The organism is Frigoribacterium sp. Leaf44 (genome assembly GCF_001421865.1).
In the GTDB taxonomy this organism is placed as follows: Bacteria; Actinomycetota; Actinomycetes; order Actinomycetales; family Microbacteriaceae; genus Frigoribacterium.
In genome coordinates, this window is record NZ_LMLG01000001.1 from 671901 (window position 1) to 684956 (window position 13056).

The 13056-nt window shown below is 71.3% G+C and carries 11 protein-coding genes; 8 read left to right on the plus strand and 3 right to left on the minus strand.

The features are described from left to right. Position 1: 1 nt before the first annotated feature. Positions 2–2002: an alpha-1,4-glucan--maltose-1-phosphate maltosyltransferase gene (locus tag ASE87_RS03130; RefSeq protein ID WP_137846999.1), complete on the minus strand. Its 2001-nt coding sequence runs from the start codon at positions 2000–2002 to the stop codon at positions 2–4. A gap of 412 nt (positions 2003–2414) precedes the next feature. On the opposite strand from ASE87_RS03130, the gene ASE87_RS03135 reads away from it, so the two are divergent. The 5 genes from ASE87_RS03135 (at position 2415) to ASE87_RS03155 (ending at position 6181) form a co-directional block, all read left to right on the plus strand. Next, complete coding sequence (locus tag ASE87_RS03135) at positions 2415–2993, plus strand: alternate-type signal peptide domain-containing protein (protein WP_056225824.1); 579 nt, start codon at positions 2415–2417, stop codon at positions 2991–2993. A 155-nt stretch (positions 2994–3148) separates the two neighbouring features. Next, positions 3149–3748: a TasA family protein gene (locus ASE87_RS03140; protein WP_137847001.1), complete on the plus strand. Its 600-nt coding sequence runs from the start codon at positions 3149–3151 to the stop codon at positions 3746–3748. After that, complete coding sequence (locus ASE87_RS03145) at positions 3745–4686, plus strand: hypothetical protein (protein WP_157489657.1); 942 nt, start codon at positions 3745–3747, stop codon at positions 4684–4686. Before ASE87_RS03140 ends, ASE87_RS03145 begins: the two co-directional genes overlap by 4 nt. After that, positions 4683–5600, plus strand: coding sequence for a hypothetical protein (locus ASE87_RS03150; RefSeq protein WP_157489658.1), 918 nt, complete (start codon positions 4683–4685; stop codon positions 5598–5600). The genes ASE87_RS03145 and ASE87_RS03150 overlap by 4 nt, the downstream gene beginning before the upstream one ends. Continuing rightward, positions 5597–6181: a signal peptidase I gene (locus tag ASE87_RS03155; protein WP_082452258.1), complete on the plus strand. Its 585-nt coding sequence runs from the start codon at positions 5597–5599 to the stop codon at positions 6179–6181. Before ASE87_RS03150 ends, ASE87_RS03155 begins: the two co-directional genes overlap by 4 nt. A 31-nt stretch (positions 6182–6212) precedes the next feature. On the opposite strand, the gene ASE87_RS03160 is transcribed toward ASE87_RS03155, so the two are convergent. Then, complete coding sequence (locus tag ASE87_RS03160) at positions 6213–7886, minus strand: ABC transporter family substrate-binding protein (protein WP_056225836.1); 1674 nt, start codon at positions 7884–7886, stop codon at positions 6213–6215. 219 nt (positions 7887–8105) lie between these two features. Between ASE87_RS03160 and ASE87_RS03165 the strand changes: the two genes are divergently transcribed. The 3 genes from ASE87_RS03165 to ASE87_RS03175 are packed head-to-tail and all read left to right on the plus strand — an operon-like array spanning position 8106 to position 12310. Beyond that, positions 8106–9092 carry an ABC transporter permease gene (locus tag ASE87_RS03165; protein ID WP_043596267.1) on the plus strand — a complete coding sequence of 329 codons (987 nt, stop codon included), beginning with the start codon at positions 8106–8108 and terminating at the stop codon, positions 9090–9092. Between the two features lie 9 nt (positions 9093–9101). Beyond that, complete coding sequence (locus ASE87_RS03170; RefSeq protein ID WP_082452260.1) at positions 9102–10196, plus strand: ABC transporter permease; 1095 nt, start codon at positions 9102–9104, stop codon at positions 10194–10196. Continuing rightward, positions 10193–12310 carry an ABC transporter ATP-binding protein gene (locus ASE87_RS03175; protein ID WP_056225837.1) on the plus strand — a complete coding sequence of 706 codons (2118 nt, stop codon included), beginning with the start codon at positions 10193–10195 and terminating at the stop codon, positions 12308–12310. Before ASE87_RS03170 ends, ASE87_RS03175 begins: the two co-directional genes overlap by 4 nt. An 85-nt stretch (positions 12311–12395) precedes the next feature. On the opposite strand, the gene ASE87_RS03180 is transcribed toward ASE87_RS03175, so the two are convergent. After that, on the minus strand, positions 12396–13037 hold the full coding sequence (locus ASE87_RS03180) for a DUF1294 domain-containing protein (protein ID WP_056225841.1): 642 nt from the start codon (positions 13035–13037) through the stop codon (positions 12396–12398). Between the last annotated feature and the right edge of the window lie 19 nt (positions 13038–13056).

Genomic DNA, 13056 nt, shown 5'->3' on the forward strand with positions numbered 1-13056 from the left:
CCTACGGGGCTCGGTTGAGGTCGACGGAGAGCACGTGCACCGGTTCGACGAAGGCGTCCAGGCGGACGTAGTTGTCGTCGCCCCAGGTCCACGACTGACCGGTGATGAGGTCGCGCACGGTGTAGGTGCCACCGGGCTGCAACCCGAACTTCGTGACGTCGAGGTGGACGGTCGTCTCGCGCGCGGAGTGCGGGTCGACGTTCGCGACCACGATGATGCCGTCGGCGCGTCCACTGCGGGTGTGCGCACGCGACAGGTACTTCGAGAAGACGAGGATCGACTCGTCGTCGCTCGAGTGGATCTCGAGGTTGCGCAGCTGACGCAGGGCCGGGTGGGAGGCGCGGATGCGGTTGAGCTGCGTCAGGTACGGCGCGAGCGAGGCCCCGGCCTCTTCGGCGGCGGCCCAGTCGCGGGGCTTGTACTCGTACTTCTCGTTGTCGATGTTCTCTTCGCTGCCCGGTCGCGCCACGTCCTCGAAGAGCTCGTAACCCGAGTACACGCCCCAGGTCGGAGAAGCGGTCGCGGCGATCGCGGCCCGGATCTTGTAGGCCGCGGGTCCGCCGAACTGCAGGTAGGGCGTGAGGATGTCGTGCGTGTTGACGAAGAGGTTCGGGCGCAGCCAGGCGCTCGTCTCCTTGGACAGCTCGTCGAGGTACTCCTCGAGCTCCCACTTCTCGTTGCGCCAGGTGAAGTACGTGTACGACTGGTGGAACCCCACCTGCGCCAGTGCCTGCATCATGGCCGGCTTGGTGAACGCCTCCGAGAGGAAGACCACCTCGGGGTTCGTCTGCCGGATCTCGTGCAGCAGCCACTCCCAGAAGCGCACCGGCTTCGTGTGCGGGTTGTCGACGCGGAAGATCGTGACGCCGAGCTCGATCCAGTGCCGCACGATGCGCAGCACCTCGCGGCTCACGCCCTCGTAGTCGTTGTCGAAGTTCAGGGGGTAGATGTCCTGGTACTTCTTGGGCGGGTTCTCGGCGTAGGCGATCGTGCCGTCGGGCAGGGTCGTGAACCACTCGGGGTGCTCGGTGACCCAGGGGTGGTCGGGCGAGCACTGCAGCGCCAGGTCGAGGGCGAGCTCGAGGCCGGCGTTCTTCGCGGCGTCGACGAACCAGCGGAAGTCCGCGACGGTGCCGAGGTCGGGGTGCACCGCGTCGTGCCCGCCGTCGGCCGAGCCGATGGCGTACGGCGAGCCCGGGTCGGCCGGACCGGCGGTCAGCGAGTTGTTCGGGCCCTTGCGGAACGTCGTGCCGATCGGGTGGACGGGCGGGATGTACACGACGTCGAAGCCCATGCGGGCGATCGACGGGAGCCGGCGGGCCGCGGTGCGGAACGTCCCGCTCTTCCACGTGCCGTCGGCCTGCTTGCGAGCGCCCTCGCTGCGGGGGAAGAACTCGTACCAGCTGCCGAGGCCGGCACGGCTCCGCTCGACGCGGAGTGCCTCGGGCGCGCTGCGCGTGACGAGGCTCGCGAGCGGCTTCACCAGGAGGACAGCGGCGAGGCGCGGGTCGGTGGCGACGCGGAGGCGCGCGGCAGGGGAGAGGGCGGGATTCGCGAGTGCCTTGGCCGCGTCGCGGATGAGGGTCGTGTCGGGGTACTCGTCGACGGCGTCGGTCAGCAGTCGACTGCCGAGGGCGAAGGTGACTTCGACGTCGAGTCCGGCCGGCACCTTGATCTCGGCCGCGTGCAGCCACGTGGCCCAGTCGTCGGTGTAGGCCTCGACCTGCCAGGCCCAGTCGCCTTCGGTCTCGAGCTGCACCTGGGCCGTCCACCGATCGGTGCCGGGGATGCCGGCGACCATGCGGTGCCGGGTCTCGGCGCCCTCGGGGTCGATCGTGACGAGGTCGGCCCCGATCAGGTCGTGGCCCTCGCGGAAGACGGTCGCCCCGAAGGTGACCACCTCGCCGGCAAAGGCCTTCGTCGGGAACACTCGGTCGGGTGTCGTCGGGGTGAGGCCCGTGATGGGGATCCGCCCGACTCTGGGTTCGTATGCTGTCGCCACGCTGTCGACCGTACCCGGTCTGGCCCGCCCGGTCCCGACCCTGACGCGACCCGGGCCCCGGACGGGGTGCCGGGGGCGGATCGGGGTGCGGTTCGCGCATTTCGGGGTACAAACGCGTGTCCACCCTGTCACCGACAGACGTCACGGTCCGTTTTGTCCCCCCAACTGGGTGCATGCATCGGCATGGATGGTCTGTCGGCATTTCGGGGGACCGCGTAATGTCGGATCTGTCGTCGCGGCCTGCCCGCCCGAAGAACCCGAACTCCTCGAGAGCCCGGCGCCCGACGACATCGATCGGTCGCCCGACCCGGAGCCGACAGCCCCTGCATCGCCGTGTGCCACCCCGACGTCGACCCGACCGACGGCGCACGGCGGTGCTCGAGCGCGCCTCGGCGTGCGGAACAGGACCCACATGAACAAGCTCGTCAAGGGTGCCGTCGCCGGTGCCGCCGGCATCGCCCTCCTCCTCGGCGGCGCCGGGACCTTCGCCCTCTGGAACGCCAGCACCGAGGTCAACGCCGCCAGCGTCGCCTCGGGCACCCTCTCGCTCACCCAGTCGTCGGCGGGCAGCTGGACCGACGTGACCAACGGTCGCAGCACGGCCCTGACGGCCGCCCAGGTCGCCGACTACAAGATCGTCCCCGGCAGCAAGCTGCAGTTCACGCAGCCGATCACCATCGCCGCCTCGGGCAACGACCTGCGGGCCGACCTCACCTACGACGCGGCCTCGGTCACCGGCAGCCTCAAGCCGTACGTGACGAACACGCTGACCCTCTCGGCGGCCGCCGGCTCCACGACCCTGCCGTCCGGCGTCACCGCGGGCAGCACGGCCGGCAGCTACGTCGTCGCCCCCGTGTCCGCCGGCAGCACGTCGGCCGTCGCGACCTTCGTCGTCGAGTTGCCCTCGACGGTGTCCGACGCCGCGAGCCAGGGCGGCACCGTCGACCTGAGCAAGCTGACCTTCACGCTCAAGCAGCGCGCCATCGCGTAGCCGGTGCCGGTGGCCCGACGGCCGCCGCACCCCGCCTCTCCGACCGGCGACCGGACCGCACCCGACGCGGTCCGGTCGCCCCCTCCCGTCCGACCCGCCCGACCAGGGGCTCACGGGCCACCGCATCGCACGACCGACCACCAGGGGGTGAGACGTTGACCGGACAGCCCGGCGGACGCGCGCGTCACCGCTCGCCCGAGCGCGCCTCCTCGTCCCGTCGTCCGCTGCGCTCGCTGTGGGCGGGGACGGCGATCGTGGCCGGGGCGGTCACCGTCGCGCTCATGGCGACCGGCGGGACGTACGCGCTGTGGAACTCCGCGGTCGCCCCCACGGCCGTCACGGTCGCGTCGGGCACGGCGGGACTCTCGGTCGGCGGCGTCAAGGCCCTCGACACCTCCGCCCTCGGCCCCGGCGGCGCCACCGCGGGCACGTTCAGCGCGACGAACACGGGCTCGGTCGCCCTGGCCATGCGGGTGTCGGCCGGAACCACCACGGCGTCGGCATCCGCCCTGCCGGGCGAGCTCACCGTGACGCTGGCCGCCGTCACGAAGTCCGCGGACTGCGTCGTGGGCGTCGGCGGGTACTCGGCGAGGCCCTCGACCTTCGACACCGGCAGCGGCTACTTCACGCTGCCGGCCGGCGTCACCGTCACCGGCTGCGTCGTCGTCACGCTCGACTCGGACGTGCCGGCGACCCTGCAGAACCAGACTTCGTCGATCGGGCTCGTCCTGACCGGGACGCAGGTGGCCCCGTGACCCGGCGCCGCGTCGTGGGCGGACGGCGGCACGCGTTGGGCCCACGGCCCCGGTCCGGCGTGCGCTCGGTCCTGGCCGCCGTCGTCGTCGGCGTGATCGTCGGCGTCGCCCTGGCCTCCGGAGGGGCGGCCTCGGCTCTCTGGACGGCGTCCGCCACCCTCACCGAGCAGGTCAAGGCCGGCGCCGTCGGGCTCACGGCCGGCACGGTCGACGGTCTGCAGGCCGACTACTCCGGATCGACCCGGTCGCTCACGGCGCCCTGGACCTTCACGAACTCGGGCACGGTCGCGGCCACGTACTCGACGCGCGGCAGCCTGAGCTCGGGCAGCTCCGCCGACCTCGCCGCGTCGATCGCCGTCGTCGGCTGGCCGGTGTCCGCCGCGTCCGCGTGCACGTCGACGGCGGCCGTCGGCTCGGGGAGCGTCAGCGGCACCTGGTCGGCCGTGCCCAACCTGTCAGGCACCCTGGCGAGCAAGGCCAGCGCGACCTGGTGCCTCCGCACCTCGATCGCCACCTCGTCGCCCACCGGGCGCGTGAACCCGGTCCTCACCGTGTCGCTGGCCGCCGGATCGTGGACCGCGACCCCGCAGGACCGCCGCATCGTGCAGAACAACACGATCGCCCCCGCGCAGACGGCGGTCTGCCGCACCGACGGCGAGGCCTACGCCTGGCTCGACTTCGACCCGTCGACGCGGGCGACCGCGACCCGGTACGCGACCTACGTCGGCGGCACCCGGATCTCGAACGACGAGCGGACCGGCGACTACCCGCACTTCGCGTTCACCCGCGACAACCTGCCCAAGGACCCCTTCGGCGACGGCCCGATCCACGTCGACATCCGCGTGATGGTCGACGGGCAGCCGACCGACCTCATGGCCGTCGGCACCGTCACGGTGGTCTACGACCAGTACGGCACGAGGAACATCCAGTGCGGGTGACCGGCGGTCGGGTGATCGCGGTCGTCGTCGGCGCCACCGTCGCGGTGCTCGTCACCACCGCAGGCGTCCTGTCGGCCTCCGCCACGGCCGCCACCGCACCCCGCCTGATGGTCAGCGGCGACGGCGAGCACTGGCAGGGCCGCCTCGACTCGGCGCTGTTCGGCGACGACCTGCGGCTCGTCCCCGGGGCGAGCACGACGGGCACCTTCTGGGTGAAGAACCTCTCGAGCGAGCCGGCCGCGCTCAGCGCCCGCCTCGTCGACGTCACGACCTCGTCGCCCGCGTTCGCCGAGGCGGTCACGGTCAGCTCGCACTCCGACCTCGACGTCGGCGACCTGCCGCCCGTCACCCTGGCGGACGACGGCTGCACCCCCGTGCTCGCGCCCGTCCACCTCGCCGCGGGGCAGGAGGCCCCGGTCACCGTCTCGGTCGTCCTGGACGATTCCGCCGCCGACGGCACCGGCGACCAGACCCTCGACTTCGGCGTGCTCGTCACGCTCACCGGCCTGGCCGGGGCGGCCGTGCCGTCGGGCTGCGCGTCGGCCGGGTCCGCCGGTGCGGCGGACGCCCCCGCGACGGGCGCCGCGGACACGAGCGCAGGAGGCGCGGGGGGCGACCGCGTCTCGAGCGCGACGATCGAGGCGGTGACGACCCGCGCCTCCTCGGCTGGTGAGGCCGGCGGGGCAGCGTCCTCGGCGGGCGACGACGCCTCGGACGGGACCACCGACGCGTCCGGCACGGACACCGAGCTGCCCGTCCACGCCCTCGACGTGCTCGACGACTTCGTGCCCGTGCCGCTGCGCGGCAGCTGGCTGCCGCTGCTGATCGCGGCGATCGCCGTGCTGGCGGGCGCGTTCGTGGCGGTCGGCCGGCGCCGCCCGGGCGACGAGGACACCGCGGGGGAGCAGCCGTGAGCGGCCGCCGTGCCGCCGTGCGGGAGAAGGGCCTGCTGCACGCGCTCGGCCTCGGCCTCAGCGCGGGGCTGTTCGTCCTCGTGCTCGGGCTCGCGACGGTGCTGATCGTCGTGCCCAAGGTCGCGGGGGCCACGCCGCTGACCGTGCTGACCAGCTCGATGGAGCCGCGACTGCCCCCGGGCACCCTGATCGTGGTGAAGCCGACGCCGGTCGACGAGATCCGGATCGGCGACGTCGTGACGTACCAGATCGAGAGCGGACGACCCGAGGTGATCAGCCACCGGGTGATCGAGATCGTGTCGTCGTCGGACGGCGGCACGGCCTTCGTCACGAAGGGCGACAACAACTCCGAGCCCGACGCCGCCCTCGTGCTGCCCGAGCAGATCCGCGGGACGCTGTGGTACTCGCTGCCCTGGCTCGGCTTCGTCAACCAGGTCGTGAACGGCGACGCCCGGTCGTGGATCGTGCCGCTGCTGGCGATCGCCCTGCTGGGCTACGCGGGCTACTCCCTGGCCACCGGCCTGGTCGAGGCACAGCGTCGGCGGGCGCGGACGCGGAAGGCCCGTCCGGCCCCGCGCTGAGCGAGGGGCCGGACGGGCCCGGGGGAGGCGTCTACTTCGTGAAGCCGACGACCGTCCAGTCCACGTCGCTGGCCCCGGCGCGGGCGCCGAAGTTCGCGAGCTTGGGGCTCTGGAACGAGATGTACGGCGCCTGGATGATCGGCATCGAGTGCCCGATCTCCCAGATCTTCTCGTCGGCCTGGTTGTACAGGTCGGCAGCCTTCTCGGGGTCGCCCTCGGCGACGGCCTGGCTGAGCAGGTCGTCGATCTCGGGGCTCGAGACACGACCGTAGTTCTGGCCCTGCTCGTCCGAGTTGTAGATGCTGACGCCGGACGCCTGGTAGCCGGTGCCGGCCCAGACGAAGATCGTCATGTCGTAGTTGCCCGGGGTGACGTTGTCCTCGAAGAACGAGTCGACGCTGACGGCGTTGATCGTCAGCTTGATGCCGACCGCGGCGAGCTGGCTCTGCATGACCTCGGACAGCTGCTGCGAGATGGGGGTGCCGGACGGGATCGTCACGGCGATCTCGAGCTGCTTCCCGTCCTTCTCGAGCACGTCGCCCTTCAGCTCCCACCCGTCGTCGGCCAGGATCTTCTTCGCCTCGTCGACGTCGTAGTTCCCGGTCTCCTTCGCGTTGTCCTGGTAGGCGCCGTCGGTGCTGAGGAAGAGGTGGTTGTTCAGCGTGGTCAGCTCGTAGGGCAGGGTGCCCGTGATGACCTTGCCGAGTGCCTCGCGGTCGACCGCGTGCTGGATCGCCTGACGGATCTTCTCGTCGGCGAGCACGCCCTTGGTGCTGAAGTCGACGTGCGTGTAGCGAGCCGACGGTGCCGCCCGGATGTCGGTGTCCTTCGCGTCCTTCAGACGGTCGTAGCGCTCCGACGAGTTGCCCGTGACGAAGTCGATCTCACCGTTCAGGTACGCGTCGACGTCGGCGTCGCTGTCGAGGGCACGGAAGACCACCGAGTCGAGCTTGGGGGCGTCGCCCCACCACGTGTCGTTCGGCACGATGGTGACGGTCTGCGCGGTCGTGTCGATCTTCTCGACCTCGTACGGGCCGCCCGAGACGGGCAGGGTGTCGACGTAGGCCGTGTTGAAGGCGTTCGGGTCGTTGTAGAGGCTCGCCGGGTAGAGCGGGGCGAACATGCTCTTCCAGTCCGAGAACGGCTCGGAGTAGGTCACGACGACCTGCTTGTCGCTCGAGCCCGCCTCGACCGAGGCCATGCGGTCGGGGCCGAGCGTGCTGCCCACCAGGTACTCGGGGTTCGAGCCGTCGAGTGCGGTCTTCCAGGCCTGGAAGTCGGCGACCGTGATCGGGGTGCCGTCGTTCCACACCGCGTCGGGGTTGATGTCGTAGGTCACGACCAGCGGGTCCTCGCTGGTGGCCTCGGCGCTCGTGACGAGGTTCTCGTCGATCTGGGCGACGCCCTTCTCGTCGATGCGGAACGGCTGGGGCAGCACGGCGCTCTCGATCAGCGAGGCGTCGGCCAGGGCGCCGTCGAGCTGGCCGTAGTTCCACTGCGAGGGCAGCTGGCTGAGCGGCAGGGTCAGCGTCCCGCCCTGCTCGACGTCGGCCGCCGCCGTGGCGTTGATGTCGCCGTCGGGGGACAACTGGCCGTTCTTGGCGGCCCCGTCGCCGTCGTCGCCGCCGCCACCGCTGCACGCCGTGACGACGAGGGCGATGCTGACGAGGCCGGCTGCGAGGCCGAGCTTCTTCGTGATCTTCATGGCACTCCGAACTGAAGGGTGGTGAAAAGTGCTGATCAGATGGGATGCTGCATCGTCATCGACTCGTGCGGGCACGCGTCGCGACACCTCCCGAGAGCTGACCGCGTGTGCCCAAATGTACGGACGCCTTGAATCCACGCAAACTTTCATGTGAATTTGTTACACGCTCGAAACCTGGCCAGCTGGTCGGGTCGCGGGGTACGTCTAGTGTGATCTGCCATGGCTCGATTCCTCGCCCGCCGGCTGGTGTACTACGTCGCCCTGGTCTTCATCGCGACGTCGCTCACCTACTTCCTCGCCTCGGCGACCCTCAACCCGCGCTCCGTGTACGCGGACCGCAACCCGCGTCCGTCCTCCGAGATCGTCGACGCGAAGCTCAGCTCGATCGGGGTCAACGACAAGGACCCCCTCGGCGAGAGGTACGTCCACTGGCTCGGTGGCGCGGTCACCGGCGACCTCGGGCAGACCATCCAGGACAAGCCGGTCGCGGCGGAATTCGGGCCGAGGCTGGGAGTCAGCCTGCGCCTCCTGCTGGTGGGGTCGATCCTCGGCATCGTGCTCGCGGTCGTGGTCGGCACCTGGAACGCCATCCGGCAGTACGCGTTCTCGGACCGGGTGTCGTCGGTGCTGTCGTTCGTCCTGATCTCGACGCCGGTGTTCCTCACGGCGGTGTTGCTCAAGATCGGGGCGACGAAGCTCAACGACGTCCTGGGGTACCAGCTGATCACCTTCACGGGCGAGGCGACCCCCAACCTGACCGGCGGGCTCGCCACGATCGCGTGGGACCGCATCGCCCACCTGCTGCTGCCCACCATCTCGATCGGCGTCGGGTTGATCGCCGTCTACAGCCGGTACCAGCGGGCGACGATGCTCGACGTGCTGCAGGCCGACTACATCCGCACCGCCCGCGCCAAAGGACTGCGACGTCGCCCGGCCATCTTCAAGCACGGGCTGCGCACGGCGTTGATCCCCATGACGACGCTGTTCGCCTTCGCGTTCCTCGGCGTGCTGACGGGAGCCACCTTCACCGAGAAGATCTTCGCGTGGAACGGCCTCGGCGCCTGGTTCATCGACGCCGTCCAGGCCAACGACATCAACGTGGTCGTCACGTACACCCTCTACAGCGCCGTCGTCGTGCTGCTCGCCGGCTTCGTGTCCGACGTGCTCAACGCGGTGCTCGACCCGCGCGTCCGAGCGCAGAAGTAGGACCGCCCCATGACCCGGTTCACACCCGACCTGCTCGAGGGGCCGTCCGACGCCGTCGTGCCCGAGTCGCGAGAAGAGGTCGCGGCGACGTCGCCGAACCGCCTCGTGCTGACCTTCCGGCGGCTCTTCGCGAATCGCGGCGCCACCGTCGGCCTCGTGACGATTGTGCTGCTCTTCGTCTTCGCCTTCGTCGGCCCGCTCGTCTCGCCGTACGCCTACAACTACATCGACTACACGGCCCTGTCGTCGCCTCCGAGCGGCGCGCACTGGTTCGGCACGAACAACATCGGCCAGGACGTCTTCGCGCAGACCGCCCGGGGCCTGCAGAAGTCGCTGCTGATCGGTCTGTTGGTCGCCCTGTTCTCGACGGTGATCGCCGGCATGCTCGGCGCGATGGCGGGCTACTTCGGCGGCTGGATCGACCGGGCCGTGATGGTGTTCGTCGACCTGCTGCTCGTGCTGCCGTCGTTCCTGATCATCGCGATCCTCTCGCCGCGCCTCAAGCAGTACGGCTGGTTGATCCTCGTGGCCCTGCTCGCCCTCTTCGGCTGGATGATCACGGCCCGTGTGGTGCGCTCGCTCACCCTCAGCATCAAGGAGCGGGAGTTCATCCGGGCCGCCCGGTACATGGGCATCGGCCACTTCACGATCATCGTGCGACACATCCTGCCGAACGTCGCGTCCTTCCTCGTGATCGACGCCACCATCGCGATCGGCGCCGCGGTGCTCACCGAGTCGGGGCTGTCGTACTTCGGCTTCGGCGTCCAGCCGCCCGACGTCTCGCTCGGCACGTTGATCGCCCAGAACCAGAGCGCGGCGACCACCAAGCCGTGGCTGTTCTTCTTCGCGGCCGGTGCGCTCATCGTGTTCGCCCTGGCGAGCAACCTGCTCGGCGACGGGCTCCGCGACGCACTCGACCCGACTTCGACGGCCGGCCGAACGGGCCGCCGCCGCACCCGCGGCCGGACGGCCGAGAGCCGAGGAGGCGCGGCGCCGCTCGGACGCACCGGCGGCGTCTCCGAGGCGGCGAGCCCCGCCCCCGGGGCCGACGTCGGCTCACCGGCACCGACCCGCACGAACGACGAGAAGGGGGAGCGCGCATGACGCTCACCGAACCGGTCGACCGCACCCGCGCCTCCTCGGCTCCGGTGCTCGAGGTGCACGACCTCACCGTGACCTTCCCGACCCCGGACGGCGACGTGCGCGCCGTGCGCGGCGTCGACCTGACGCTGCGCCGCGGCGAGGTGCTCGGCATCGTCGGCGAGTCGGGCTCGGGCAAGTCGGTCACGAGCCTCGCCGTGCTCGGGCTGTTGCCGGCCACCGCCAAGGTCACCGGCTCGATCACGCTCGACGGCGAAGAACTGCTCGGCCGCGGCGACAAGGCGATGTCGGCGATCCGCGGCAAGCGCATCGCCATGGTCTTCCAGGACCCGCTCTCGGCCTTCACCCCCGTCTACACGGTGGGTCAGCAGATCGCCGAGACCGTGCTGATCCACCGCGGCGGCACGAAGAAGCAGGCCCGCGAGCGGGCGATCGAGCTGCTGGGACTCGTGGGCATCCCCGAGCCGGAGCGACGCGTCGACTCGTTCCCGCACGAGTTCTCGGGCGGCATGCGGCAGCGCGCGATGATCGCCATGGCGATCGCCAACGACCCCGACGTCATCCTCGCCGACGAGCCGACCACGGCCCTCGACGTGACGATCCAGGCCCAGGTCATCTCGGTGCTGCGCACGGCGCAGCGCGAGACCGGGGCCGCGCTGCTGTTCGTCAGCCACGACCTCGGCGTCATCGCCGGGTTCGCCGACCGCATCGCCGTGATGTACGCCGGCCGCGTCGTCGAGACGGCGACGGCCGACGACCTCTTCGCCCACCCGCGCATGCCATACACCGTGGGTCTCATCGGTGCGCTGCCGCGGCTCGACCAGCGGTCGGACCAGCCGCTCGTGCCGATCCCGGGGACGCCGCCGTCGTTGCTCTCGCTGGCCCCGGGGTGCCCGTTCGCGGCGCGGTGCCCGCTGGTGACGGCCGAGTGCCGAGTCGACGAGCCCGCGCTCGAGCAGGCCCCGGCGGTCGAGGCGGGTCACCGCGCGGCCTGCCTGCACGCCGACCAGCTCGTGGGCGAGGGCACCGACCCCGAGGACGTCTACGACCTGCCGCCCGTGCCGACCTCCGGCCTGGCTGCGGTGCCGCGGGCGTCGCGGGACCGGGTGCTGCACGTCGACGGGCTCGTCAAGACGTTCCCGCTCACCAAGGGGTCGGTCTTCAAACGTCGCGTGGGCAGCGTCTGGGCGGTCGACGGGGTCGACCTCGACGTGCGCGAGGGCGAGACGCTCGGCCTGGTCGGCGAGTCCGGCTCGGGCAAGAGCACGACGTTGCACGAGATCATGGACCTCCGGGTGCCCGAGGCCGGGACCGTCGAGCTGCTCGGCACGGCCCTCGACCGCAAGCTCGACGGGTCGACGGTGAAGCGCCTGCGCGGCGCGGTGTCGATGGTCTTCCAGGACCCGATGGCGAGCCTCGACCCGAGGCAGCCGGTCAGCGACATCATCGCCGAGCCGTTGCTCGCCATCGGTCGACCCCGCGACCAGGTGTCGCGTCGGGTACCCGAGCTGATGCGCCTCGTGGGACTCGAACCCGCCGCCGCGACGCGCTACCCGCACGAGTTCTCGGGCGGGCAGCGGCAACGCATCTCGATCGCGCGGGCGCTGGCCGCCGATCCGAAGCTGATCGTGCTCGACGAACCGGTGTCGGCGCTCGACGTGTCGATCCAGGCCGGCGTGCTGAACCTCCTGGCCGAGCTCAAGGCGAAGCTCGACCTGTCGTACCTGTTCGTGTCGCACGACCTCTCGGTCATCCGCCACGTGGCCGACCGCGTCACGGTGATGTACCTCGGACGCACCGTCGAGACGGGCCCGGTCGACGAGGTGTTCGAGCACCCGCTGCACCCGTACACGCAGGCGCTGCTGTCGGCCGTGCCCGTGCCCGACCCGGTCAAGGAGCGGGCACGGGAGCACATCGTGCTGCCGGGTGACCCGCCGACGCCGACGGTCAAGCAGACCGGCTGCCGGTTCCGCAGCCGCTGCCCGCTCTACGCGATGCTGCCCGAGGCACAGCGGTCGCGCTGTGAGGACGAGGTGCCCACGATGCTGCCGCACGGCCGCGACGGCGCCGACCACACGGCCGCCTGCCACTTCGCCCGCGAGAAGCAGCTCGTCTGAGGCCGCGAGACCCCAGGATCTCGCCGAGACCCCCGTGCGCGCACCGGGGTCTCGGCGGATTCGTGGGGTCCGACCTCGCCGAGGGTCAGCGGAGGAGCGCGAGCGTGAGGGCGACCACGAGCACGTCGACCGCGACCGTGGCCCAGAATGCGAGCTGGAACGACCGCTTGCTCGTCTTGTGGCGCAGCAGCTGTTGGGCGACGAGGGCCGCGGGCCAGCCGCCGAGCAGGCCGAGCAGCAGAAGCGTCCGCTCCGGCGTGCGGCGCCGTCCTCTGCGGGCCGCGGACTTGTCGAGTGCGTAGACGAGGGCCGTCAGCGCGTTGACGCCGACGAGTCCGCCGACCAGCCAGGGCGCGAGTCCGTCGAGTTGCGGGGACGTCGAGTCGCGGGTCAGGGCCCAGACGGCTGCGGCGGCGCCGAGCGCGACCACCAGTCCGACGACGAGGGCGACCGCGCCGGACCGCGTGGGACGGGGTGCCCGGGCCCGAGGCGCCGACCAGCGCGAGCCGACGGCGGCAACGCGCACGGCCGCCGGGCCTCGGTCACCGTGGCGGTCGACCTCGTACGAGAACGTCTCGCCGAGCCGTGGTCGGGCGGTGCCGCGGCCGAACGCCGTGATGTGGACGAACGCGCGGCCCCGTCCCGAGGTCGGGGTGAGGAACCCGAAGCCGCGGTCGTCGTCCCACGAGGTGAGCGTGCCCTCGATCCGGGCCGGGCTGCCGGTCATGCGCCCGACCCTAGCCCGC

Excerpts from the sequence above, each read along its gene's own strand:
- ASE87_RS03160 (WP_056225836.1), bottom strand. The coding sequence starts at position 7,886 with ATGAAGATCACGAAGAAGCTCGGCCTCGCAGCCGGCCTCGTCAGCATC.
- ASE87_RS03175 (WP_056225837.1), top strand. The coding sequence starts at position 10,193 with ATGACGCTCACCGAACCGGTCGACCGCACCCGCGCCTCCTCGGCTCCG.
- ASE87_RS03170 (WP_082452260.1), top strand. The coding sequence starts at position 9,102 with ATGACCCGGTTCACACCCGACCTGCTCGAGGGGCCGTCCGACGCCGTC.
- ASE87_RS03180 (WP_056225841.1), bottom strand. The coding sequence starts at position 13,037 with ATGACCGGCAGCCCGGCCCGGATCGAGGGCACGCTCACCTCGTGGGAC.
- ASE87_RS03165 (WP_043596267.1), top strand. The coding sequence starts at position 8,106 with ATGGCTCGATTCCTCGCCCGCCGGCTGGTGTACTACGTCGCCCTGGTC.
- ASE87_RS03135 (WP_056225824.1), top strand. The coding sequence starts at position 2,415 with ATGAACAAGCTCGTCAAGGGTGCCGTCGCCGGTGCCGCCGGCATCGCC.